At 50.9% G+C, this 20,844-nt stretch carries 19 protein-coding genes; 2 read left to right on the top strand and 17 right to left on the bottom strand.

Annotation, left to right across the window (positions count from 1 at the left end; all coding sequences use genetic code 11):
* Positions 1-456: 456 nt before the first annotated feature.
* The 17 genes from HEQ50_RS06180 to HEQ50_RS06100 form a co-directional block, all read right to left on the bottom strand.
* The gene (locus HEQ50_RS06180) at positions 457-1,596 is read right to left on the bottom strand and encodes an IMP dehydrogenase (RefSeq protein WP_168899657.1); all 1,140 of its coding nucleotides are present in this window, start codon (positions 1,594-1,596) and stop codon (positions 457-459) included.
* 226 nt (positions 1,597-1,822) lie between these two features.
* The gene (locus tag HEQ50_RS06175; protein ID WP_168899656.1) at positions 1,823-3,469 is read right to left on the bottom strand and encodes a DUF2339 domain-containing protein; all 1,647 of its coding nucleotides are present in this window, start codon (positions 3,467-3,469) and stop codon (positions 1,823-1,825) included.
* Positions 3,470-3,618: 149 nt separating this feature from the next.
* The gene (locus tag HEQ50_RS06170; protein ID WP_168899655.1) at positions 3,619-4,173 is read right to left on the bottom strand and encodes a hypothetical protein; all 555 of its coding nucleotides are present in this window, start codon (positions 4,171-4,173) and stop codon (positions 3,619-3,621) included.
* Positions 4,174-4,573: 400 nt separating this feature from the next.
* The gene (locus HEQ50_RS06165) at positions 4,574-5,299 is read right to left on the bottom strand and encodes a DUF1129 domain-containing protein (protein WP_168899654.1); all 726 of its coding nucleotides are present in this window, start codon (positions 5,297-5,299) and stop codon (positions 4,574-4,576) included.
* 16 nt (positions 5,300-5,315) lie between these two features.
* Complete coding sequence (gene ychF, locus HEQ50_RS06160; protein WP_168899653.1) at positions 5,316-6,416, bottom strand: redox-regulated ATPase YchF; 1,101 nt, start codon at positions 6,414-6,416, stop codon at positions 5,316-5,318.
* A gap of 5 nt (positions 6,417-6,421) precedes the next feature.
* Positions 6,422-6,628, bottom strand: coding sequence for a DUF951 domain-containing protein (locus HEQ50_RS06155; RefSeq protein ID WP_168899652.1), 207 nt, complete (start codon positions 6,626-6,628; stop codon positions 6,422-6,424).
* Positions 6,629-6,644: 16 nt separating this feature from the next.
* The gene (locus tag HEQ50_RS06150; protein ID WP_168899651.1) at positions 6,645-7,529 is read right to left on the bottom strand and encodes a ParB/RepB/Spo0J family partition protein; all 885 of its coding nucleotides are present in this window, start codon (positions 7,527-7,529) and stop codon (positions 6,645-6,647) included.
* Positions 7,519-8,286 carry a ParA family protein gene (locus tag HEQ50_RS06145; protein ID WP_168899650.1) on the bottom strand — a complete coding sequence of 256 codons (768 nt, stop codon included), beginning with the start codon at positions 8,284-8,286 and terminating at the stop codon, positions 7,519-7,521. The genes HEQ50_RS06150 and HEQ50_RS06145 overlap by 11 nt, the downstream gene beginning before the upstream one ends.
* Positions 8,287-8,300: 14 nt before the next feature.
* Entirely contained in the window at positions 8,301-9,131 is an 831-nt protein-coding gene (noc, locus tag HEQ50_RS06140; protein ID WP_168899649.1) for a nucleoid occlusion protein, read from the bottom strand.
* A 19-nt stretch (positions 9,132-9,150) separates the two neighbouring features.
* A complete protein-coding gene (gene rsmG / locus HEQ50_RS06135; protein ID WP_168899648.1) occupies positions 9,151-9,879 on the bottom strand; it encodes a 16S rRNA (guanine(527)-N(7))-methyltransferase RsmG in 729 nt (242 codons plus the stop codon).
* A 279-nt stretch (positions 9,880-10,158) separates the two neighbouring features.
* The gene (locus tag HEQ50_RS06130; RefSeq protein WP_168899647.1) at positions 10,159-11,040 is read right to left on the bottom strand and encodes a metallophosphoesterase; all 882 of its coding nucleotides are present in this window, start codon (positions 11,038-11,040) and stop codon (positions 10,159-10,161) included.
* 587 nt (positions 11,041-11,627) lie between these two features.
* Positions 11,628-12,542 carry a ribonucleoside hydrolase RihC gene (rihC, locus tag HEQ50_RS06125; protein ID WP_168899646.1) on the bottom strand — a complete coding sequence of 305 codons (915 nt, stop codon included), beginning with the start codon at positions 12,540-12,542 and terminating at the stop codon, positions 11,628-11,630.
* An 83-nt stretch (positions 12,543-12,625) separates the two neighbouring features.
* Complete coding sequence (locus HEQ50_RS06120) at positions 12,626-13,942, bottom strand: NCS2 family permease (RefSeq protein WP_168899645.1); 1,317 nt, start codon at positions 13,940-13,942, stop codon at positions 12,626-12,628.
* 624 nt (positions 13,943-14,566) lie between these two features.
* A complete protein-coding gene (locus HEQ50_RS06115) occupies positions 14,567-15,823 on the bottom strand; it encodes a NupC/NupG family nucleoside CNT transporter (protein ID WP_168899644.1) in 1,257 nt (418 codons plus the stop codon).
* Between the two features lie 279 nt (positions 15,824-16,102).
* A complete protein-coding gene (locus tag HEQ50_RS06110; protein WP_168899643.1) occupies positions 16,103-16,927 on the bottom strand; it encodes a phosphopentomutase in 825 nt (274 codons plus the stop codon).
* 1,370 nt (positions 16,928-18,297) lie between these two features.
* Positions 18,298-18,939: an SDR family oxidoreductase gene (locus tag HEQ50_RS06105; RefSeq protein WP_168899642.1), complete on the bottom strand. Its 642-nt coding sequence runs from the start codon at positions 18,937-18,939 to the stop codon at positions 18,298-18,300.
* A gap of 143 nt (positions 18,940-19,082) precedes the next feature.
* On the bottom strand, positions 19,083-19,349 hold the full coding sequence (locus tag HEQ50_RS06100; protein WP_168899641.1) for a hypothetical protein: 267 nt from the start codon (positions 19,347-19,349) through the stop codon (positions 19,083-19,085).
* Positions 19,350-19,821: 472 nt separating this feature from the next.
* Between HEQ50_RS06100 and HEQ50_RS06095 the strand changes: the two genes are divergently transcribed.
* Both HEQ50_RS06095 and HEQ50_RS06090 read left to right on the top strand, forming a co-directional pair.
* On the top strand, positions 19,822-20,421 hold the full coding sequence (locus HEQ50_RS06095; protein WP_168899640.1) for a hypothetical protein: 600 nt from the start codon (positions 19,822-19,824) through the stop codon (positions 20,419-20,421).
* A 137-nt stretch (positions 20,422-20,558) separates the two neighbouring features.
* Positions 20,559-20,819, top strand: coding sequence for a hypothetical protein (locus tag HEQ50_RS06090; RefSeq protein WP_168899639.1), 261 nt, complete (start codon positions 20,559-20,561; stop codon positions 20,817-20,819).
* The last annotated feature ends 25 nt before the right edge of the window (positions 20,820-20,844 follow it).

The following is a 20,844-nucleotide window of genomic DNA, read 5'->3' as shown; positions in this document are numbered from 1 at the left end:
TGAAGTTAGCGGTCACGGCTGAAGTGACTTCACTGTCTCTGACATAAATTCGATGGTCGATAGTCCATTGGAGTCCCAAACAACCGTCATCCATGAACGAAACCACTAAGCAAGTCGTCATTCTTGGCGTCAGTAAACTACCAACCATGGAAGAAGCTCCCACCACGCCAATCACTTTGGAGTAAACCAATCAGTGTTGCCCAAGACCGCTAGCCGAGCCAGGAGATTTTGTGGCGTTCTTTACCACAAAATCAGTGACTTTGAGACGGTGAATTTTCGGCTCAAAGCAAGGTCCGAGACCGCTCTGTGGCTCGGGCCGGCCTTCCTCAGCAATTCAGCCTGGCAAGGCAGCCAGCAAGCACTATATTGACTACCACACACATCCCTATTTAATCCAAAAGGAGACCGGCACCGCCACGCAATGTGGCTGAAGTGCTGGTCTCCCAATTTTAATGCTTATTTGTAGTTTGGTGCGGCCTTCGTGATTTGGACATCGTGTGGGTGAGATTCAATCAATCCGGCGTTCGAAATCCGGACGAATTGCGCGTTGTCAATCAGGCTTTGGATGGTTGCACTGCCCGTGTAGCCCATCCCGGAACGCAAGCCCCCGACCATTTGGAAGAGGATGTCGTTGACACTGCCCTTGTATTCCACGCGAGCCTCAATGCCTTCTGGCACCAGCTTGTTGGCTTCGTTGACGCCGCCTTGGAAGTACCGATCGGCAGAGCCGTGAGACATGGAGGCCAAGCTTCCCATCCCCCGGTACGTCTTGTACTTCTTGCCGCCGTCTTCGATAATGTCGCCAGGGGCTTCATCCGTCCCGGACAGCATGGAACCAAACATGACGGCGTTGCCACCGGCGGCTAAGGCTTTGACGATATCGCCGGAGTACTTGATACCCCCATCGGCGATGATCGGTTTGCCAAATTCACGTGCCACGTTTGCGGCATCGTAAATCGCGGTGATCTGGGGAACCCCAACACCGGCCACGACCCGTGTCGTACAGATCGAACCAGGGCCGATGCCGACCTTAACCACGTCGACACCCGCTTCGAACAGGGCCCGGGTGCCTTCACCGGTTGCCACGTTACCGGCAATCAGCGTGGCATCGGGAAAATGTTGACGAATCTCGCCAACCTTACGGAGCACACCGGCGGAATGGCCGTGCGCCGTATCAATGATGATGGCATCGGCACCGGCTTTAAGCAAGGCGCCGGCCCGGTCAAAGGTGTCGGAGGTTACCCCTACCGCAGCGGCCACCAGCAAGTGATTGTTGGCATCGACGGCCGCGTGGGGATACTGATCGGCCTCATTTTCAATCGCCTTAACGTCGGCGACCATCTGGGCCTGCGCCTCGGCACTCATGTTCTTGTGGATGACGCCCAGACCACCGTTACGGGCCATGGTCGTGGCCATCTTGGTCTCCGTGACCGTATCCATGGAGGCACTCAGGAAAGGAACGTTCAACTTCAAGTTTGGCGCCAATTGGACACTCAAATCAACTTCATTCGGCAAGACGTGACTCTCTGCGGGTATTAACAAAACATCATCAAATGTGATTCCTTCTTTAGCAAACTTCGTGTCCCAATTAGACATAGTTGATATCGCTCCTCTTTAATTTAGTCTCAGGCTCGGTTAGGAATCCTGGGAGATATTGTTTCTAAATTTACCAGTCTAGGCCACTCAGGTCAAGGACTCTCACCGAACTATTAGGAACGAATCGAAACGATAGACTAAACTAATCAACGAATAAACAAATATTGAACGCATTCATATAACCATGTACAGTCTGACTTCACGCGGCATTTCGCAGCCGCCTGACTTACTTTCGCTGATAGAGCCAGTACGTCACATTGACGCCCTCAAAGACTTGGGTATGTTGTGCAACACAGCGGTAATGGCGCGTCAGGACTTTGTTTAATTTTGCCGTCCCGGGATTAAGGTTACCACTGGTGATGCGCCCACTGCCGCCCTGCCACTGCTTAACCGACTTACCCGCCGGCGTGTTCAGAACGACCCACTCGACGCGATGTTGCTGAATCGTCTCACGTTGGGACTGTAAAATCTGGGGCGCCGCACTCTGCGGGATGTTGTAGTTCTGGAAGAAATAGGTGTTGGGAACCGCGCCCGATGCCGTGTAAAAGCCCATGTCGATCGAACCGTAGTTGAGGAGGGTCAACCGCGTCCCCGCGGGCGTTTGCCGCCGCATGATGCGGCCAAAATCAATCTGGGCGGGCTGTTGCGGCTTGGTTGTTTGCCGTTCGGTGATCGACGAATTGTTGGGAAATACCTTCGAATCGGTCACGTTGTTATTGACCCCTAACACGAGAAATAAGCTCAACAGTAACGTCACGAGAATCGGGAACGGCGCGTCCGTTCGCGGCAAGGGCACGTGCCGGAAGAACAACTGGCAGAAATAAATGAAGGGCAACACGAAGAAGCCAAAATAAATTAACTGATAATACTGATACACCGACCCGGCCTGATAGCCATACAGGGCCAACAGATCACAGCCCAATGCGCTCGCCAGGTAGAGTCCGCGCCCGAAGTTACTGTGGAAGATGGCCGGTTGAAAGATAATGACCAGCGTTCCCACCACGCCCAGGGCGAAGAACAACACGTTACCCCAGTAGAACTGCGAGACCAGCGTCACCGATTGGACGAGATTGGCAAAGGCCGCCACGGACGAGGTCAGGTAGACCTTGGTATTGAAGAGAATGTAGACCTTGATAAAGGCCCCAAGCGACCCCGTCGCCAGAAAATAGATCAGCCACGGCAACGTCGTCAGAAGAAAGCCCAACGCGCTCCACCCGACGACCCGTCCCAGCGTGCGCCACTGGCGTTTGACCAGGAGCCGACCGATCACGACCAGATAGAAGACGATCCAGGCACCCAGCAGCGTGTATTTCGACAGAAAGACAATTCCCACCAGAGCCCCCTGCGCGAAGAACCACCAGTGACTGTCCTTAAATCCCCGACGATCCAGCAAGATCATCAGATAGACTAACGAGAGCAGAAACGGCAACGTGAAGAACTCCACGGTATCGCCGTAGTCATAGTAGGGATGATAGAGGAACAAGAGCGGTGACAGGAGCGCGGTCAATAGCGCTGGGAGTTGCGTTGCGCCGAGTAATTTGGCTAATTTATACACCAGAAACATCGCGGCGGTGACCGTGGCAATCTCATAGAGAAAGATCAACAGAAAGCTCCGCGAAGAGGCCAGATAGGCGAGACCGTGCAGGAAGTACACGTATGGCCCCTTCTGCTCAAAGATGTCCTTGTACGGGACAATCCCATGCATCATGGCCTTGCCCACCGTGAAGAAGGCGTTGTTATCCGGCGACGTATCAAAGTAAAAGGCCGGTGACGTGTAGGAACAAAAGGTCATGATGAATGCCCCCACAATCGCCAACAACCCCAATGACTGGCCGTCTGGACTTCGTAATTTCAACCGGATTCGATGCAACATGGTGTCCCCTCCTCATTTATTCGCTGAACAATCAATCTGAATGGATAAGAAAAGACGTGGTTGCCCACGTCTTTTCTAGTGACTTCAGTTGCTTCATTCAACAGTCTCAGTCTACCAACTCATCACTGCTACTGCACAGTCATCACATTCTATTTGTAAATGTTGTAGCGAATCTCATAAGGACGATAGCCCTTTTGATGGACAGCGAAGCGGAAGTACTTGCCGCCCTTATCCAACTTCTTGGCTTGCTTCTTAGTCAACTTAAGCGTGAAGCGGCCATTCTTGGCCACCCGAAACTTCTTGACTTCGCGGCCCTTGCGATTAAAGAGTTCCACTTCGGCACCCTTCTTACCCTTCTGGAATAAGATATCGCGGCTATCCTTACGATAGTGTAACCGACCCCGCATCTCCTTGGAAGCAGCCAAAGTCTTGGCCCGCTTGATCCGTTTAATGGTGACCCGCTTGACGGTCTTTCTTGCTGGCTTAACCATACTGCTACTGGTATCGGCAATCCCGGTCAACCCATCAGTATCACTGGTATCCCCCGCTCCAGCTGACGGCGTAACTGCGCCACTGCTAGCATTATCACTACTCCCACTGGCGGCATTGGCTGAACTCCCATCAGCGTTAGCACCAGTTGCGACCGCACCAGCAGCGAACAAGGCTGCGACTAAACCCAAAACATATCCAAAGATTTTCTTCATAAAGAAATCCTCCCCATTGGAAATGAAATTTTTCATTAAGTCACTGATTGGCTCAACTACTTGGTGCCATCATAGGTCCTTGGGTGATGGACGACAAGCCATAGAATTTACCCGGTTAGTGGTTTAAAAAAATCAGCGGGAAACGCGGTGTACCGGGCTAAACTTAGGGTAGCGTCATCAATCCAACGCCAAATGATCGCGGCGCTGGACAATCACGGGCCAGGCGATGGTACTGAAACCTGTAATCGCGGGATTTCTGTCCAACAGCGGCGTCATCATTCGCGGGCTTAGCCAGTCCCGGGCAACGCCAAAAAAGGCGACCAGCCGCCGCTACGCTGAACGTAACGGCGACTGATCGCCTTTAAACTTAAAGTCTATTTATCGCTAAGAAATCGCCGTTCTAGCCGAAGAACCCACCATTGATCTTGTAGGTCCGCCGCATCCAGAACATCACTGCGATGGAAACCAAGCCCAGGATAATGCTTGGCCATGGCATCAGGATTGGGTTGACCACGCCTGGTAACATCTGTGCCAGGTAGAACAACGCCATCCAGACCAGGAACCCGAGTAAGACAATCAGGGCCCGCACGAAGCCATTAAGCTTGTGCTTGATCTTAGGACTGAATAACCGCGGCATGATGGGCAGGATGAACCCGGCAATCAGGGCACTGACCGTAATGGCCGTAATCCCCACGGGGCGGCTCGTCGTCATCAGTTTCGGTGAGAAGAGGTACATCAACCCAAACATCAAGTTAAAGATCATGAAGAACGTCAAGGCGTTGTACAACATGTTGGGCCAATAGTTGCGCCCAAACAGTTCATTGTCCGGCTTGGTTGGGCCTTCAACGACTTCCTTGACCCGTTCTTCGATTCCACCATAAGTATTCTTCCCGGTCTTCCCGCTCTTCTGGCCTTCAACTAGCTCATTAACCATGTCCTGCACGGCCTTGGCCTTCTTCTCTGGCGTCAACTTGGTCTTCTCAAGTTCCTTGTTGAAGCGGTACATGTATTCGGCGTTACGCTTGGTTAACCCGATATTATCAAACGCTGCCCGTTCACTCACAGCGACATTATTTCGCTTCTGGTGAACGCCCGCATTCCGCGGAGTTTGCTTGTTATCACTCATCTACTTCTGTTCCCTTCTAAACGTTGAACCGGAATTCGACGATGTCGCCGTCTTCCATCACGTAGTCTTTACCTTCAACCCGCAGCTTGCCGGCTTCCTTAACGGCCGCTTCGGATTCGTACTTGTCCAGATCATCGAACGCCATGACTTCGGCGCGGATAAACCCACGTTCGAAGTCGGAGTGAATGATTCCGGCCGCTTGAGGGGCCTTAGTGCCCGTCTTAAACGTCCAAGCACGGGTTTCCTTACCACCAGCCGTGAAGAACGTTTGCAGACCTAAGAGGTGGTATGAGGCCCGAATTAACCGGTTTAACCCAGGTTCCTCGACGCCTTCAGCTTCCAAGAAGTCTTGCTTCTCGTCGTCATCCAACTCGGCAATCTCTTCTTCGGCTTCGGCAGCCACGGCAATGGCTTCGGCGCCTTCCTTGGCCGCGTAGTCCTGAATGCTCTTGAAGTACTTGGAGCTTTCGGGATCGGCCATGTCGTCTTCGGCGATGTTAGCCACGTACAGCACTGGCTTAGAGGTCAAGAGGAAGAGACCCTTCACAATCTTGGTCTCGTCTTCGTCAAAGTCGATGGTCCGCACGGCACCCCCGTCTTCGAGGACGGGCTTAATCTTGGTTAAAACGGCCAACTCGGCCTTGGCTTCCTTGTCGCTTCCCTTGGCCGCCCGTTCCACCTTGGCGAGTCGCTTGTTGACGGCTTCCAGGTCGGACAGACCCAGTTCCAAGTTAATCGTTTCAATATCATCGATCGGATCGATCTTCCCGGACACGTGGGTGATGTTGTCATCGTCAAATGCCCGTACCACGTGGACAATGGCGTCAACCTGACGAATGTTTTCCAGGAACTTGTTCCCCAGACCTTCACCCTTGCTGGCACCCTTGACGATCCCGGCAATATCCGTGAATTCAAACGTAGTTGGCACGACCTTCTTGGCTGGAATTAAGGCCTGAATCCGGTCGAGACGGCTATCTGGAACTTCCACCATCCCCACGTTTGGGTCGATCGTAGCAAACGGGTAGTTCGCCATTTCAGCGCCCGCCTTGGTAATCGCGTTAAATAAAGTTGACTTCCCGACGTTCGGCAGGCCAACGATCCCTGCAGTTAATGACATAGCAATTATTCACTCTTTCCGTTATCGGTGTCGGCCTTACGAACCAATACCTTTTTTAATTTCTTTTCAAACTCGCGCCGTGATAACATCACCACGTGGCCACAATTCGTACACTTGATCTTAATATCGGCGCCCATCCGGGTAATCTCCCAGCGGTTCGCACCACAAGGATGGGGCTTCTTCATTTCCACCAAATCGCCTAAATCGTACATGCTTTGGCCTCCCTGCTTAATCCGTGTGAATGTTCAACAGATCCAAGATGCGGTTCAAATCGTCATTGGAGAGGTATTCAATTTCAATCCGACCCTGATGATCGTCGCCATTGCCCTCGTTGATGGAAACCTGCGTGCCAAAGCGTTCTTGGAGCTGGTTCTCCGTCGAACGTAGGAACGGCGACTTCTTCTTGGCCGGCTTCTTGGCGAGTTTTTTCGCCGCGCCGTTGAGCTTGCTGACCTCGGCCTCCAACGCACGAACGGTCATGCCATCCGCCACGGCCTTCTTGGCTAAAGCCACCAACTTGGTCTTATCCTTTAGGGACAGTAACGTCCGCGCTTGGCCCATCGACAGCTCGTTTTTTTGGAGCATGTCTTTGACGGCCTTGGGTAGGCCCAATAGCCGCAAGTAATTGGCGATGTACGGCCGACTCTTGCCTAAACGTTCGGAGACCTGCGCCTGCGTCAGGGTGAGCTTAGTCATCAACGTGTCGTAGGCCTCGGCCTCTTCAAGGGGCGTCAGATCTTCGCGTTGGAGATTCTCCAACACGGCAATCTCCATCATCTGTTCTTCAGTAACGTCTCTAACAATCGCGGGAATCGTCTCCTTACCAGCTAATTTGGAAGCCCGGAAACGCCGCTCGCCCGCAAGAATCTCGTAACGGTTGGCCCGCTTGTCCGGTTGACGCACAATAATCGGCTGGAAGACCCCCGTCTTTTCGATGGAAGCCGCTAAGTCGTTTAATCCCTTGTGATCGAACTTCTGCCGTGGTTGGTACGGGTTGGGGCGAATGTCGGCCAACGTCAAGTCAACGACCGTTTCTTCCCCAGCATCCACGCCGTTCTCGGCAAACAGCGCGTCAATCCCGCGTCCTAAACTTTTCTCTTTCTTACTTGCCATGGGCAGCTAGCACTTCCTTTGCGAGTTCAGTGTACACCTCAGCACCCTTGGATTTGGGTGCGTAATCAATAATCGGCATCCCGTGACTAGGTGCTTCCGCCAACTGCACATTCCGCGGAATGATCGTGGCGTAGACCTTGTTTTGGAAATATTTCTTCACTTCTTCGTTGACCTGCTTTCCCAGATTGGTCCGGGCATCGTACAGGGTCAACAGCACGCCTTCAATCTTCAGTTCACGGTTGAAGTGCTTCTGAACCAGCTTCACCGTGTTCAACAGCTGGGTCAGGCCTTCTAGCGCATAGTACTCGCTCTGCACCGGAATCAGAATGGAGTTGGCCGCCGTAAAGGCGTTGATGGTCAACAGTCCCAGCGAAGGCGGACAGTCGATTAAAATATAATCGTACTGATCGCGAATCTCATCCAAGGCGTCCTTTAACCGCGTCTCCCGCGCCATCATGGGTGTGAGCTCGATCTCAGCACCAGAAAGCTGGATGGTTGCGGGCACGATATCCAACCCCGGATGTTCCGTATGCAAAATCGCGTCGTTAATCGGCGTCTCGTTGACCAAGACGTCGTAAACTTCGCGTTCAATGGCGGCCTTTTGAATGCCCACGCCGCTGGTCGCGTTGCCTTGGGCATCGGTATCGACCAACAAGACCTTCTGGCCAGCGGAGGCCAATGCCGCCCCCAGGTTAACCCCGGTCGTGGTCTTACCCACGCCACCTTTTTGATTGGCTAATGCGATGATATAGCCCATATGTCGTTCCACCTCTAGCTTTCTTTGGGAATGTCAATAATGATCCGGTAACTGTCTGCAGTTTCTTCTTCCTTAGTCGTCAACGACATGCCCGCGTCCGTGACCATCTTCACCGATTGGCGAATCGTGTTCACGGCTACCCGCGTATCGCCGGAAACGCCGTGCTTGGTTACCTTACGCCGCCGTTTGGGCTGCTTTTGCTTGGCAATCAAGGCCTCAGTCTCCTTGACGGTCAGTTGACCGTCAGCGATCCGCTGTAACATGGCCGGTTGATCGTCGACCGGTAACGCAAGCAAGGCGCGGCCGTGACGTTCGGTGATCTGCCGGTTCAAAATGGCGTTGCGCACGGGTTCGGCTAACTTCAGAAGCCGTAGCTTGTTGGCCACAAAGCCCTGACTCTTACCAATACCTTCGGCCAACTGGGCCTGGGTCATGTGGTTGAGCGTCATCAATTGTTGATAAGCGTGGGCCTCTTCGATCGCGGAAAGTTCCTCACGTTGGAGGTTTTCAATCAGCGCCATGGACGCCGTCTCGTCATCGCTCATCTCTTCAACGATGGCGGGCACCTCGGTCCATTTCAGACTGTTCACCGCCCGAAAGCGCCGTTCGCCAGCAATAATCTCGTAATGGTCGGGCTCGTACTGACGTAACACGATTGGTTGGAGCAAGCCATGTTCTTCAATCGTCTGGGCCAGCTCGGTGATGGCCGTGGGATCAAACCGTTGGCGCGGTTGGAACCGGTTGGGAATGATCTGGTCAACCGGAATCATCACCACGTTTTGTTTCACGGGATGTGTCGGCTGTGTCGCCTTTTCCCGATTATTTCCAAATAATGAAAATGGCAATTATCTTACCCCCATCCCATTAATCTTCTAACGGTTCTTTGTTCGGCGTTCCCGCTTTACGGGGGTAACGCTTAGGTGTGTGCTTAACCTTGTCGATGACCACGATGTGGCGTTGGTCATGGCTAACGGGCAATTCAAACGCATGATCGGCGCTGAGTTGACCGCCCAGCGTCGTGATGGCCGTTTGGCTCACCGCTAGTTCATCGGCGGTGGCCGCTGCCTTTAACGCCACAAACTGGCCGCCGACCTTTACCAAAGGCAAGCAGAGTTCGCTGAGCACGGACATCCGCGCAACTGCTCGGGCGAGTACCAAGTCATAGCCCTCACGGTTGGCGGCGCGCTTGCCACCGAATTCTTCAGCGCGGGCATGGTGAAAGGCCACGCCGGTCAGATCGAGCTTAGCCGCCAGTTCGTTTAAGAACGTGATCCGCTTGTTCAACGAATCGACGATGCTAATCTGAAGCTGGGGAAACAGGATCTTAAGCGGCAGGGATGGAAACCCGGCACCGGCACCAACGTCACAAACCGTCAGGGGTTCCGTTCGCAATGCGGGCACATAAAAAGCAGGGGTCAGTGAGTCGTAAAAATGTTTCAAATAGACATCTGGCTCCGCCGTAATCGTCGTTAAATTGACGTGTTCATTGGTCGCAACTAAGAACGCAAAATACGTTGCAAATTGCTGTTCCTGTGTTGCGGTTAACGTAATGCCTTGCGTGGCTAGCGCGGCACGAAACTCTTCTGGATTCATACACTCTCTCCCAGTTAACTTCTGTGAAACACAATTGTTTCACGTTTGATTATACTTTACCTTACTTATCTGCGAAACGCAACCGACGACCCAGCCAAATCAGACCAGGTGTGGTCAGTTCGCAATCACGTCGTTTCCTATTATACCGAAAATTCGGTTCACATGAAACGCCTATCACTGGGAAAATAATCAAAGGGAGGACTCCCGGCGCTACGCTAGGAATCCTCCCTTCCAAAAAGCTTGGGGGTGACGTTGTCATTAAAAAGGCTACCCTGGCGCTCACATGAACGGCTCGTTAACCGGACGTCGCGGGCCCATCAACCGCGGACGGTGTTTGGCAAACCCGGTATTGCTGACGGTAATCGTGTCGATAATCTGCTGCCCTAAGTATAGCGGATGGTTGGTGACACTCGCCATCCCCCGTTGAATCGTGATGACGTTGTAGTTAATCGCATCATAGACTTCATGGTAATGCGGGTCCTGACAGTTAATGTAGGTTGCCGCCGAGCCAACAACCGTCACGGGAATCGTGTTATCGACCAGGTAACTCGCGCCAAAGTGTAAATGGCCGGTAAAGATGCCCCCGATATTGTGCCCGTGCAGAATGGCCAGTAATTCCCGATTGTTCTGTAGCAGGGCATACCGCATGGCACGTAGCGCTGGCGCATCCAGTGGGTGATGCAGGAAGATAAAGGCCCGGCGCCGCGGTGCAATGTGTAGGTTCTTATTCAACCAGTCCAACTGTTCGCGATCCAGCCAACCGGCTTCTTTAGTGGCTTCCCATTTGGAATCGAGAAAGTAAAAATCCATATTCTGATATATCTGCTTGTAGGCGTAATACGGCTGATGTGTCTGCGCTAAATAGCCGGCATTAAAGGCTTCACGGTCGTCCTGATCACCGAGGATCACCTGAATGGGCGCTTGCAAGCGCTCGGACTGCGCCGTTAGGTACGTGCGTAACTGCGCGTAATCCTGTCCGGTCCCGTCCTGCACCAGATCACCGCTGATCACGATGAGGTCCGGCTGAATCTGATGGGCGAGTACGTCGTCAAAAATCCGCTGAAGCTTCACAATTGGTAGGACCTGTTGATGATGCTGTGGTTCGACGGCGGCCGCTGTGAGTTGCGGATCCGATAAGTGTACGATGGTAAATTTATTCATGGCCCCGTTTCTCCCCCCCGAAATAAAGACTGAAAATCTACCGCCGACATACCCCGTGTCGGCGATCGAAACGTTCGCTAAGTTACTCTCAGCATAGCGAATTAATGTAAATAATCGGTATGATCCCTGTCAACATCATGTAAAGTTTTCGCAAATAGTGAGCAATCTAACGCAATTGCTGAACCAATTGTCCGCGAAATGATTGTTGGCACGCTTAAAGGACGCAGTGAACTTCACACATTCACTACGCCCTTCCACTCAGTTCGCGAACACACTCGCGGACTAGCTATGATGTTTGGCCGGTCGAGAAATCCATAACATCGGCAACCAAGTCACAATCAGTATGATCAACGTCTCGATGTCTGTTGTGGACATATGATCATCCTCTTCCCCTTGAGTTAACCCCATGATAGCAAGCGGATGTATCGTTTCTGTATGGAAATTCTCTTGTTTTTGTAAAAGTTCTGAGTCGTTTGTGGCCGTCAGCTTGCGAGGAGCTGGCCGCCTTATCATCGCCAAAAATCCCGGTCCAGACAACTTTGACGTTGGCCGAACCGGGATCACTGTGACACTTTTATTTGGCTGAATTAGTCCTTAATTGCCCGAACTTCTTCAAGGAACCACTTGTTGAATTCGACCGCGTCGATGTCAACGGAAACCTTAGCGTTGGTCTTGCCATCGTGGTAAGCGCCACGAATATCACCGACCGTTTCACCAATAGCTGGGCCGTCTGTTTGCACGTCGATCCACATGTCTTCCGTGGTGATAGCTTCTGGGTGAAGCAGGTAGAAGATGGTGTTCACGTCATGCATGGCAATACCCTTGTCACTGTTGTCACCATCGTTGACGATGATGTCATGCAGCATCTTACCCGTTTCGCTAATCTTAGGCAGTTCTTCGATGCTTTCGTGGGTCAATAGTGCCTTCATGGTAATGTCCAAGCCAACCATCACAATTGGCACGCCGGACTTGTACATGATTGCGGCGGCATCTGGGTCGGTGAAGACGTTGAATTCGGCGGCACTGGTCATGTTCCCCTTGCCTAAGGCACCACCCATGGCCACGATTTGCTTGATGTGACTCTTTACTTCTGGGTATTCGGAGAACAGTAAGGCGATGTTGGTGTATGAACCCGTTGGAACCAACGTAATAGGTTCGTCGCTGGCCATGATTTCATCGTGTAAGGCTTCTACGGCCGTCTTTGCCAAAGGCTTTGGCAGATCAGTTGGGAAGTCGTAACCTGGCATCCCGGATTCCCCGTGAATCCGCGCAGCATCTTCAAAGTCCTTGAACAGTGGTTGTTCGGCACCGGCGGCCACTGGGATGTTGGCATTGAAGAACCGCACGATCTTTTGGGCGTTGATCGTGGTCTTGTCGACCGTCACGTTACCCGCCACCGTCGTGATCAACTTCAAGTCAATGCTAGGGTCGTTGATCGCCATGGTTAAAGCAGCTGCATCATCAATTCCGGGGTCCGTATCCATAATAATTTTTGTCGTCATTTTTGTTTCCTCCCAATGAAATTAATTCGGTTTTAATCGCGGCCGTAACCGCTTACGTTAAACCCTTAAGTGAAACCCCGCCATTACAGCAGGGCACTAAATACTAAATCAAGCAGAAACAGCACGCCTAACAGGTAGACGGGCCAGGTCATGTCCTTGGCCTTACCTAGCGCGACCTTCATAATCGGGTAGCACACGAAGCCAAAGGCCAGACCCGTTGAAATACTGTTGGTGAATGGAATCAACACGATAATCAAGAATGCGGGGAACCACTCGGAGAAATCGGCCATCTTAATGTTACCAATCGCCGCCATCATCAACGCCCCGGTAATGATAATCACCGGCGCAATCGCCGCGGATGGCACGTAAGCCAAGAGGGGCACGAAGACCAGCGACAATGCGAACAGGACTGCGGCGACCAACGCCATAATCCCGGTCCGCCCGCCAGTCTCGATTCCCGAAGCACTTTCGGCCGCGGCAACCGTGGGGCTGGTTCCCAAGAAGCTCGACAGGAAGGTCGTCACCGAACTCCCCTCAAAGGTCTTCTTGAACTTCTTTTGGTTGGGCAGCAAGCCTTGCAGGAGTCCCATGGATTCAAAGACCAGAATCATGGTCATCGAGAAGGCGGCCAAGATAAATGGCGTACTCAACCAGTGAGAGAAATCATTCTTGAAGACAATCTCGTGGTATTGCCCTAGCCGTGCCAGGTCAACACTGGGCGTATCGCTATCCTTGATTCCAAAGAAGAACGCGACCAGGCTCGTGGCGATAATCGCAATGAAGAAATTCCCCTTCACCTTCCGGATGTACAGAATCAAGCTGAGGACTAACCCAAACAAGGCCAGTAACGGCGTGGGTTTGGTTAGATCTCCCAGAACAACTAGTGACGAGGTCTTCCCCGCGACGATCAGCCCGGCTTTCTCCAGGCCAATCTCCACCAGGAAGAGCCCAATCCCCGCAGTAATCCCACTCTTTAACGATTCGGGAATCGCCTCCGAGAGAATGGTCGACACCTTGGTAAAGGCGATCAGCATGTAAATAAAACTGGCGACCGCCGCAATTCCGAGGGCTTCTTGCCAACTCAAACCCATGTTCACCACGATGGTGTAGGTAAAGAAGGCATTGACCCCCATCCCCGGTGTTAAGATGATTGGCGCGTTAGCCCAGAAGGCCATCACCAAACACCCAATAACCGAAGAAAAGATGGTCGCAAAGACACTCAAATCGGTGGGAATTCCCGCATCCTTTAAAATCAACGGGTTCACAATGATAATATACGAGATGGCGAAAAAGCCAGTAACTCCCGCGATCAGTTCGTTGCGGACGACATCCTTATGCCGCAAGGCTTCTCGTAGCGTCATGTTATTCGCTAATTCCACCTGCGATTGTTGCTTATCCATAAAAATCCCTATCTTTCGATGCGCCGGTTCACCGACGCACAAACTTCAACGGGCTTTGCAACCAGATGGTCTCACGCATCTGGCTGGGTTTCACTTCCCAGCTAGGAAGGTCGGCACCCGTACGGACTAACCGAACAGTTACGAATTAGTCTCGCTACATTGTACACAACATTTGTTAAAAGTTATGGTGAACGGCATGTTGCCACGTTATGGTTAACCAGTCGCCTTACCGGGCGGTCAAAATAGGCCGGAACGCTGTGAACGGTCGCCGGAAGCCACAGAGTGGTCTTCCGACTTGCACTTGAACCTCTATAAACCGAGTTTCAAGTGCACCAATTCTCTAAGCGGCAAGCCGCTAAAAGAATTTTCACGGCTGGGCCTATTTTGCCCGCCCTCACGGCTCAGACTTGCCGCAAGAGACCAACCGCTGTTCACCAATTAACTTGTGCCTGCCGCGCGTCATCCAACAAAACTGACTGATTCAGCTCATTGGTCACTAATGCCTGTACTAAAATCCTAATATCAAGGCATTAATTAAGCGCGCTTTTGACACAGATAGCCCAAAGCCAACGGCCCTGGGCTATCAATTTTTAAACTTGAATCTTATCTAAAGCGTGGAACATCTTACCAAACGAAGAGACCAACGATCCCGGCGGAAAGCAGGGAAACTAAGATCCCGGAAAGTAACATGTAGCCAACGTTCTTAGAAATCAATTCGTTGTTTTCACGGTCAACGATCCCCTTGAAACAACCAATGATCATCCCAGTAGTTGAGAAGTTCGCGAAGGAAGTTAAGAAGACAGTCAAGATGGCACGGTAGTGAGCGGAGAATGCATCAGTGTTGATGGTAGAAGCAATCTTACCCATGACAACGAATTCGTTCGTAACCAGCTTAGTCCCCATGTATTGGGCAAAGCCGAAGGCATCGTGGACGTTCAGACCCATTAACCAAGCAAATGGGAACATGATGATCCCTAAGATGTGTTCCAGAGATAACCATGGGTTGAACAGTTCAAGAATCCGGTCAATCAATGCAGCTAACGCAACGAAGGCGATAACGTTGGCGGCGATGATCAAGATCAGACGGCCGGCACCCAGGATAGAATCACCCAAGAATGAGAAGAATGGTTCCTTCTTACCGTTGTCTTCAACAGCATCTGCTTCAGCAGCGGAGCTAGAACCACCGATTTTGGCGATGGTATCTTCTTCAGGTGCCACTTCAACAGGGTTCAACATGTTCGTTACAATAATGGCGTTCAAGATGTTAATTGGAACGGCCGTCAGAACAAATTGACCAGGCACCATTTGGGTATATGCACCCAGAATGGAGGCCGTGATACATGACATTGACATCATGGCAAGCGTCAAGTTACGTTCCTTACGCATGCTCTTTAATTGTAATTGAGAAACGGCTAAGGCTTCAGTGTTCCCTAAGAACATCATTTCAACAGAGAAGAATGATTCGAACTTAGGTTGTCCAGTGATGAAGGAAAGGCCACGACCAACCCACTTGATGATCCAAGGCAATACCCCGATGTATGTCAGGATATCGAACATTGGAACAACCAATAAGATTGGCAGCAGTGAACTTGTGATGAAGTTCATCGACTTAGCAGTCCCACCGAATTCTGGGGTTACCCAGTTAGGCAAGGCAAAGACGATCCCTTGATAAGCCACTTGAACCAACCAGTTGAATCCATCGGCGGCACCCTTAACGATGTCTTGCCCGATTGAGAAACTGGTGAAGAACCAAGCCAGAACCAAGTTAAGAATTAAAACAATCCCAGTTGATTTCCAGTTGATTTTTTTCTTATTCTTTGAGAATAAGAAGGCGATGGCGAGGTAAACAATTACCCCTAAAATATTGACTGCGACTAGCATTGGTCAAAATACCTCTTTCCGATATTATTCTTTGATGTATGGACGTTTGCCATACAAAAGTTGACACGATGTGGCTGCAGAAATTATGTACCGCATAACTTCTGTTACGAACGAACGGCATCAGTTCGTAACCCTAGATTTCAACGTTTTCGGCGAATGGTGAAATTGCAAAATAATAGATGTATCGTTGCCTACTCGACGTTGACCTTTGCAACCTAGTGGTTACCCCCTAACGATGATGCACCCTCACCCCCTTTCAAGGTTCGTTCAAAACTTCTTCTACTGCGTAAATTCATTTAAAAAGCTATGTCCGGCCGCGTGACTCGCTAAACCGAAGTTCTCAAGAACCGTTGCGCCAACATCGGCAAGCGTGCGCCGAATGCCTAACGCGTGGGTACTTGGCCGCGATGCCGAATAGGCCAACACCGGTAAATATTCCCGCGTCGGCGTCACGGCAATGGTGGGATCGACTGCGTGACTGGCCGTCACAATCAGGAGATCATTGACCCCCATGTCATGAATAATCTGGCCCAGTGCCTGGTCGGTGGCCATCAATGACTCGCCGAACGCTGCGGTGTCGCCCTGCTCCCCGGCAAACCGGAAATCAGGCAACATGATCAGTGCCATCCCCGAGGACGGCCGGTACAACAATTCATTGAACACACGGAAGGCTTCCTGGTTACTCCCCAGTTGAACCTTCTCAGCGGCGTCCTGGGTTTGCAGGTAACTCAGAAATGGGGCGGCAATCGTGACGGGATACCCCGCCTCGGGTAAGGTAGCCAACACACTCTGTGTACGGGTCCGCCCGTTATAATCCCACATCTCACGTAGGCCTGTTTCTGGATGATTATCCTGCGCGGCCATATGAAGGCGACCGTAGAAGCCCATTGGTGCGGCAACTGGATTAATCCCCAGTAGCGGATGGCCAACCCGAATGTTTCCGAGTCCCAAGCGCTGTAATGTTGGAAGATTTAGTTTACCCGACCAACTAACCGCCACATGACCTAATGTATCAGTTCCGACCGACTGGAAGCGATTTGCGTCCGGGGCTTCCCCCAGTCCTAATCCAGCGAAATCAATCACGAAAATGCGATGAAAGGCCATCAACTCTCACTCCTTAGGTCAGCGTCCGTTCCAAAATCTACTGGACGTTTTTTCGGTCTAGTAATAATATACCGTTTCCGCGAGCGCCTGTAAATGGCTGATTGCAAGAAATCTGAGAAACTCGATTTCCGAACATTATGCCCCTTAACCAGCGGTAGTGAGCGGCTCAAATCCCCGGCATCCCCGCAATTAGCCGAACTGGCGCCCAAAAGCATAAAAGGATTTACTAAGCGACTTTGCCCGATATGTTAGCGCTATCATCTAACTGCAAATACCGTACCACCGGGAAGCAAAACTGTCAAACTGTTTTACGCGGTTTACCATATTTTAAACCCGCCACAGCTTGGTTGAGTCGAACAACCTACTCCAGAAGTCATAAAAACGGGCTTCAAGTTGAATGGAGATAACTTGAAGTCCGCTAACTTCCGGAAAGGAGGTTGTGACGTAATTCCCGTTTCATAATCATCTTAATACTTAATCGCCTCATAACTCATATTTCGCACCAACTGACGCAACCGTATACTCATACTATATTTTATTTCAGGCTACCGTTTTGGTTTGTTTCGGTGAATCTTAATGCCTTCATTACCCTAACAGAACACGCTCTAACGATTCTACTTGAAATCCTTGCATGACCTCTGTCACCGTAACATCCGAGCTCTAGTTAACGCTTGTAACACTGTCTACACGTCTCTAAACACATGCGCTTACGTGAAGCGCTAAGCTGACACTATATTCAGTTAATTCATCATTCTTGAACTTGTCACTTGACTCTACCAGAGTTCGTTAGAAGGTTTATCGGAGTTGTCTAAACATTCTGTGGTACAGGTTTCTCTACTCGTAAATCTGACTTACGTGAAAACGGAAATCAGTTTCGTAAAGCATTGAATCAACTAGATCATGTGATGCCATCACAACCTTTAATTCCTTTCCGTGACATAATAGTAACACGGGTTGTAAGCGTTTGCAATAGAAAAGCCATAACTTCTCGATTAATTTTGCTCACCTCCGTCGAAACGTTGCAGGGACGCCCTTTCTCAAAGGTAAAAAAATATCGCCAACCCGTTCAAAGCGGTGGCGATATCGCAACATATGAATCAATTCCAGGCAAATTCCATGGGTTCTTGTTTGGAGGAAAAGTTTCACAGAGATGTGCTTAGTAAATTGATTCCAATTTAAGTGAGACCTGACACAAATGTCGTGTGGCATTGCGCAACACACAACATAGTTATACCGCGAATCCATCTGCAATGCACACTTTTTGAATCTACATTTTTGATGAGTTGAAGCGTAGCGCTGACATACGGGGAATTATAGTAAGAAAATTATTTTTTTAATTTTCGCGGTCCCTAACCCCTCATCTAACGATTCTAATACCAGGCTGGCTTGTCACCATCGGTGTTGGGCTTGTTCACCCCGAGTGATTCGCGAACGGCTTCCGTTGGATTGGCAACCAGCTTCGTCACCACAGCGGCAATGCTCTTCCGGGAAACCTCGGTCCCCTTGAACGCTTCGCCCTTTTGCGTGGTTTCGTAATCAACCTCGTCCTTGTTGTCCAACCATGCCGGGCGAATCACCGTGTAATCCAGATCGGAATCTTCAATGATCTTCGCTGCGGCCGCATAGGTTTCGAGGTACCCACCGTCCAACATTTGGTGGTTCCAACGGCCAAAGTTACCGGGGACCTCATCGTAAATACCCAACGTTGAAATCCAGATTAGTCGCTTAACGTGACTAGCCGCCATGGCCGCCACCACTGCTTTAGCCTCGTCCTCAATGTTGTGGCCCGCCAGATTGGCATAAACAACATCGATACCCGCCATCGCCGACTTCAGATTGGCAACACTGCTGGCGTCACCTTCAAATACGGTGACCCGGTCACTGGCAGCGTCCGCGAGGCGTTGTGCGTTACGCAAAAATAATGTGAGGTGATTTTGGTCATTGTCTAAAAGCTGGGCTGTTGCCAACTTGGCAATCTTACCATTGGCGCCTAGTACTAATACGTTTGTCATGAAGATTATCCCCTTTACTTTTGGTTTACGCTTATACTGTAATACTAATAGTTACATTTAGCAACCAAAAGCTCCGGTCTTTTTTGCGCAATTCAGGGTGAAACAAAAAAACACCCCAGTCACCGACTGAGATGTCCTTGCTATTAGATCAACATTAACGTGACGCCGTCAATCGGCGTGAGGCTGTCGCCAAGATCACCGAAGACCAATTCCTTCTTAAAAACAGGTTGGTCTAATTCGGTTATATTCGTCTTCTCGATGGTCAGATGATAACGGCCATGCCGATCCTTACTCAGACCGTAATTCACGAATTCTTGTTCGGGGGCGTATTCCGCAAAATGGACGGCGTAATGTCCGAGCTGGTGGGATACGACCAGACGAATCCCGTTTTCATCTCTAAAAATGTGCAAAATTGTTCACTCCTAAATTGATTGAAACTATTCGGGCCACGGCACCAAAATAAAAGGAAGGGTCGCGGCAACGCGCCCCTTCCATTATCGGCCCGTAGCCAATCAAGATTGGAAAACGTGCCGTGGCCATCGACAATCACGGCTCATTCATCCATGATTAACCTACGTGCGCACGGTGATGTCAGCCTTGCCAAACCACGAGGGGCCCGGCTTCACCAGAATAGTTCCTCTATGTACTTAGATTGTACCATACTTACTGTAAAAAGATTAACCACGATGGATTTGTTCACGATATTTGCGAAAACTTAAGGCATCCCCCTTGCCAGCGAACGGGGAAACATGTTTCAATGATTAATAATAGTGTAATTAATGGACTCGGGCGATCCCGCGCAAGTGCCGCACCGCTGGTCAGCCGGCCCTAAATTTATTGATTATTCGACTAGTAATAACGCAATTTCGATGGAGGCCCATAATGGCAAATACGAAAAACAGTCAAGCAGCAAAGATTCGCCAACAGATCATCACTTGGTTACAGGATGATCAGACTTCGGAGGTGGTTTCCGAGGAGATGTTCCCCGGTATTCGTGGCATTCGAGCCGTTAAGCTCCGGGAAATGTTGGGTAAACTCGGCTACGTCCAATCCGTGGTCATGGGAGCCGTGTCCGCTGCGCCTTCCATCGATCCCCGCATTAAAAAGGCCGCGGTCAAGCCACGCGAAGTCTATTACTATTTCGATGTGAACACCCCGGCCCCGGCCAAGATTCAACGTCAAGCACAGCGGGCCGCTACCGCTGATCCAGCGACGACGGCCACCACGCCGCAGGCCACCCATCTCAAAACAACCGGATTGCCGGGACTTTCTGGGACCGCGGCCTTTAAACAGGTGCTCGCCGCCAACGCCCAACTCACGACGGCTGTGGACGGTCTCCTGACCGCCGCTCAGAACGAACGGCCATTAACCGAGCTGGAGTTAAACTTTCTAACGGAACTGGCCACTAAACTGGCCCAGCAGACCGAATCCCTGCAGAATTTCACCGCCCAGTCCCGGATCGATCAGCTTCGGCGCCTCTAATGCCAATTAATTTGTTCATTGACTAACTTTTCCCCTGAATTATTTGACCAATTTAACGTTTTTCGTAAAATTCCCTTGACTTTTGGGCACGTGACCTTTAATCTGTTATAAATTACTTTTATGGGGGACGATTGCTCATGGCATTACACGAAGACAACCGGGTGTTTTGTGAAAAGACCGAACTTTTCTCAGATCCATTCTACGGGACCATCACCAAAATCTACGAACATTCTGCTCTGGTGAAAGTTGAACCTGAACAACTGTCTAAGAAGGAAACGGATAAGATTGATTCCTTCGGTGACTTAGTGGTCATCCGCTTCAGCGAGCTTCAACTCGTCGATGCGGCCGGCAAGCCACTGGCTGAGCCGGACGATGAACCACTTGAAGCAGCAGAATAAATTAACCATCAGAGTCTGGGCGTGA

Source organism: Lactobacillus sp. HBUAS51381, assembly GCF_012641095.1.
Classification (GTDB): Bacteria; Bacillota; Bacilli; order Lactobacillales; family Lactobacillaceae; genus Levilactobacillus.
Note: the sequence above shows the minus strand (reverse complement) of the source record. Positions and strands in the feature narration are given on the sequence as shown.

Coding starts and splice junctions, on each gene's coding strand:
- HEQ50_RS06180 (WP_168899657.1), bottom strand. CDS start 1,596: ATGTCTAATTGGGACACGAAGTTTGCTAAAGAAGGAATCACATTTGAT.
- HEQ50_RS06175 (WP_168899656.1), bottom strand. CDS start 3,469: ATGTTGCATCGAATCCGGTTGAAATTACGAAGTCCAGACGGCCAGTCA.
- HEQ50_RS06170 (WP_168899655.1), bottom strand. CDS start 4,173: ATGAAGAAAATCTTTGGATATGTTTTGGGTTTAGTCGCAGCCTTGTTC.
- HEQ50_RS06165 (WP_168899654.1), bottom strand. CDS start 5,299: ATGAGTGATAACAAGCAAACTCCGCGGAATGCGGGCGTTCACCAGAAG.
- ychF (WP_168899653.1), bottom strand. CDS start 6,416: ATGTCATTAACTGCAGGGATCGTTGGCCTGCCGAACGTCGGGAAGTCA.
- HEQ50_RS06155 (WP_168899652.1), bottom strand. CDS start 6,628: ATGTACGATTTAGGCGATTTGGTGGAAATGAAGAAGCCCCATCCTTGT.
- HEQ50_RS06150 (WP_168899651.1), bottom strand. CDS start 7,529: ATGGCAAGTAAGAAAGAGAAAAGTTTAGGACGCGGGATTGACGCGCTG.
- HEQ50_RS06145 (WP_168899650.1), bottom strand. CDS start 8,286: ATGGGCTATATCATCGCATTAGCCAATCAAAAAGGTGGCGTGGGTAAG.
- rsmG (WP_168899648.1), bottom strand. CDS start 9,879: ATGAATCCAGAAGAGTTTCGTGCCGCGCTAGCCACGCAAGGCATTACG.
- HEQ50_RS06130 (WP_168899647.1), bottom strand. CDS start 11,040: ATGAATAAATTTACCATCGTACACTTATCGGATCCGCAACTCACAGCG.
- rihC (WP_168899646.1), bottom strand. CDS start 12,542: ATGACGACAAAAATTATTATGGATACGGACCCCGGAATTGATGATGCA.
- HEQ50_RS06120 (WP_168899645.1), bottom strand. CDS start 13,942: ATGGATAAGCAACAATCGCAGGTGGAATTAGCGAATAACATGACGCTA.
- HEQ50_RS06115 (WP_168899644.1), bottom strand. CDS start 15,823: ATGCTAGTCGCAGTCAATATTTTAGGGGTAATTGTTTACCTCGCCATC.
- HEQ50_RS06110 (WP_168899643.1), bottom strand. CDS start 16,927: ATGGCCTTTCATCGCATTTTCGTGATTGATTTCGCTGGATTAGGACTG.
- HEQ50_RS06105 (WP_168899642.1), bottom strand. CDS start 18,939: ATGACAAACGTATTAGTACTAGGCGCCAATGGTAAGATTGCCAAGTTG.
- HEQ50_RS06095 (WP_168899640.1), top strand. CDS start 19,822: ATGGCAAATACGAAAAACAGTCAAGCAGCAAAGATTCGCCAACAGATC.
- HEQ50_RS06090 (WP_168899639.1), top strand. CDS start 20,559: ATGGCATTACACGAAGACAACCGGGTGTTTTGTGAAAAGACCGAACTT.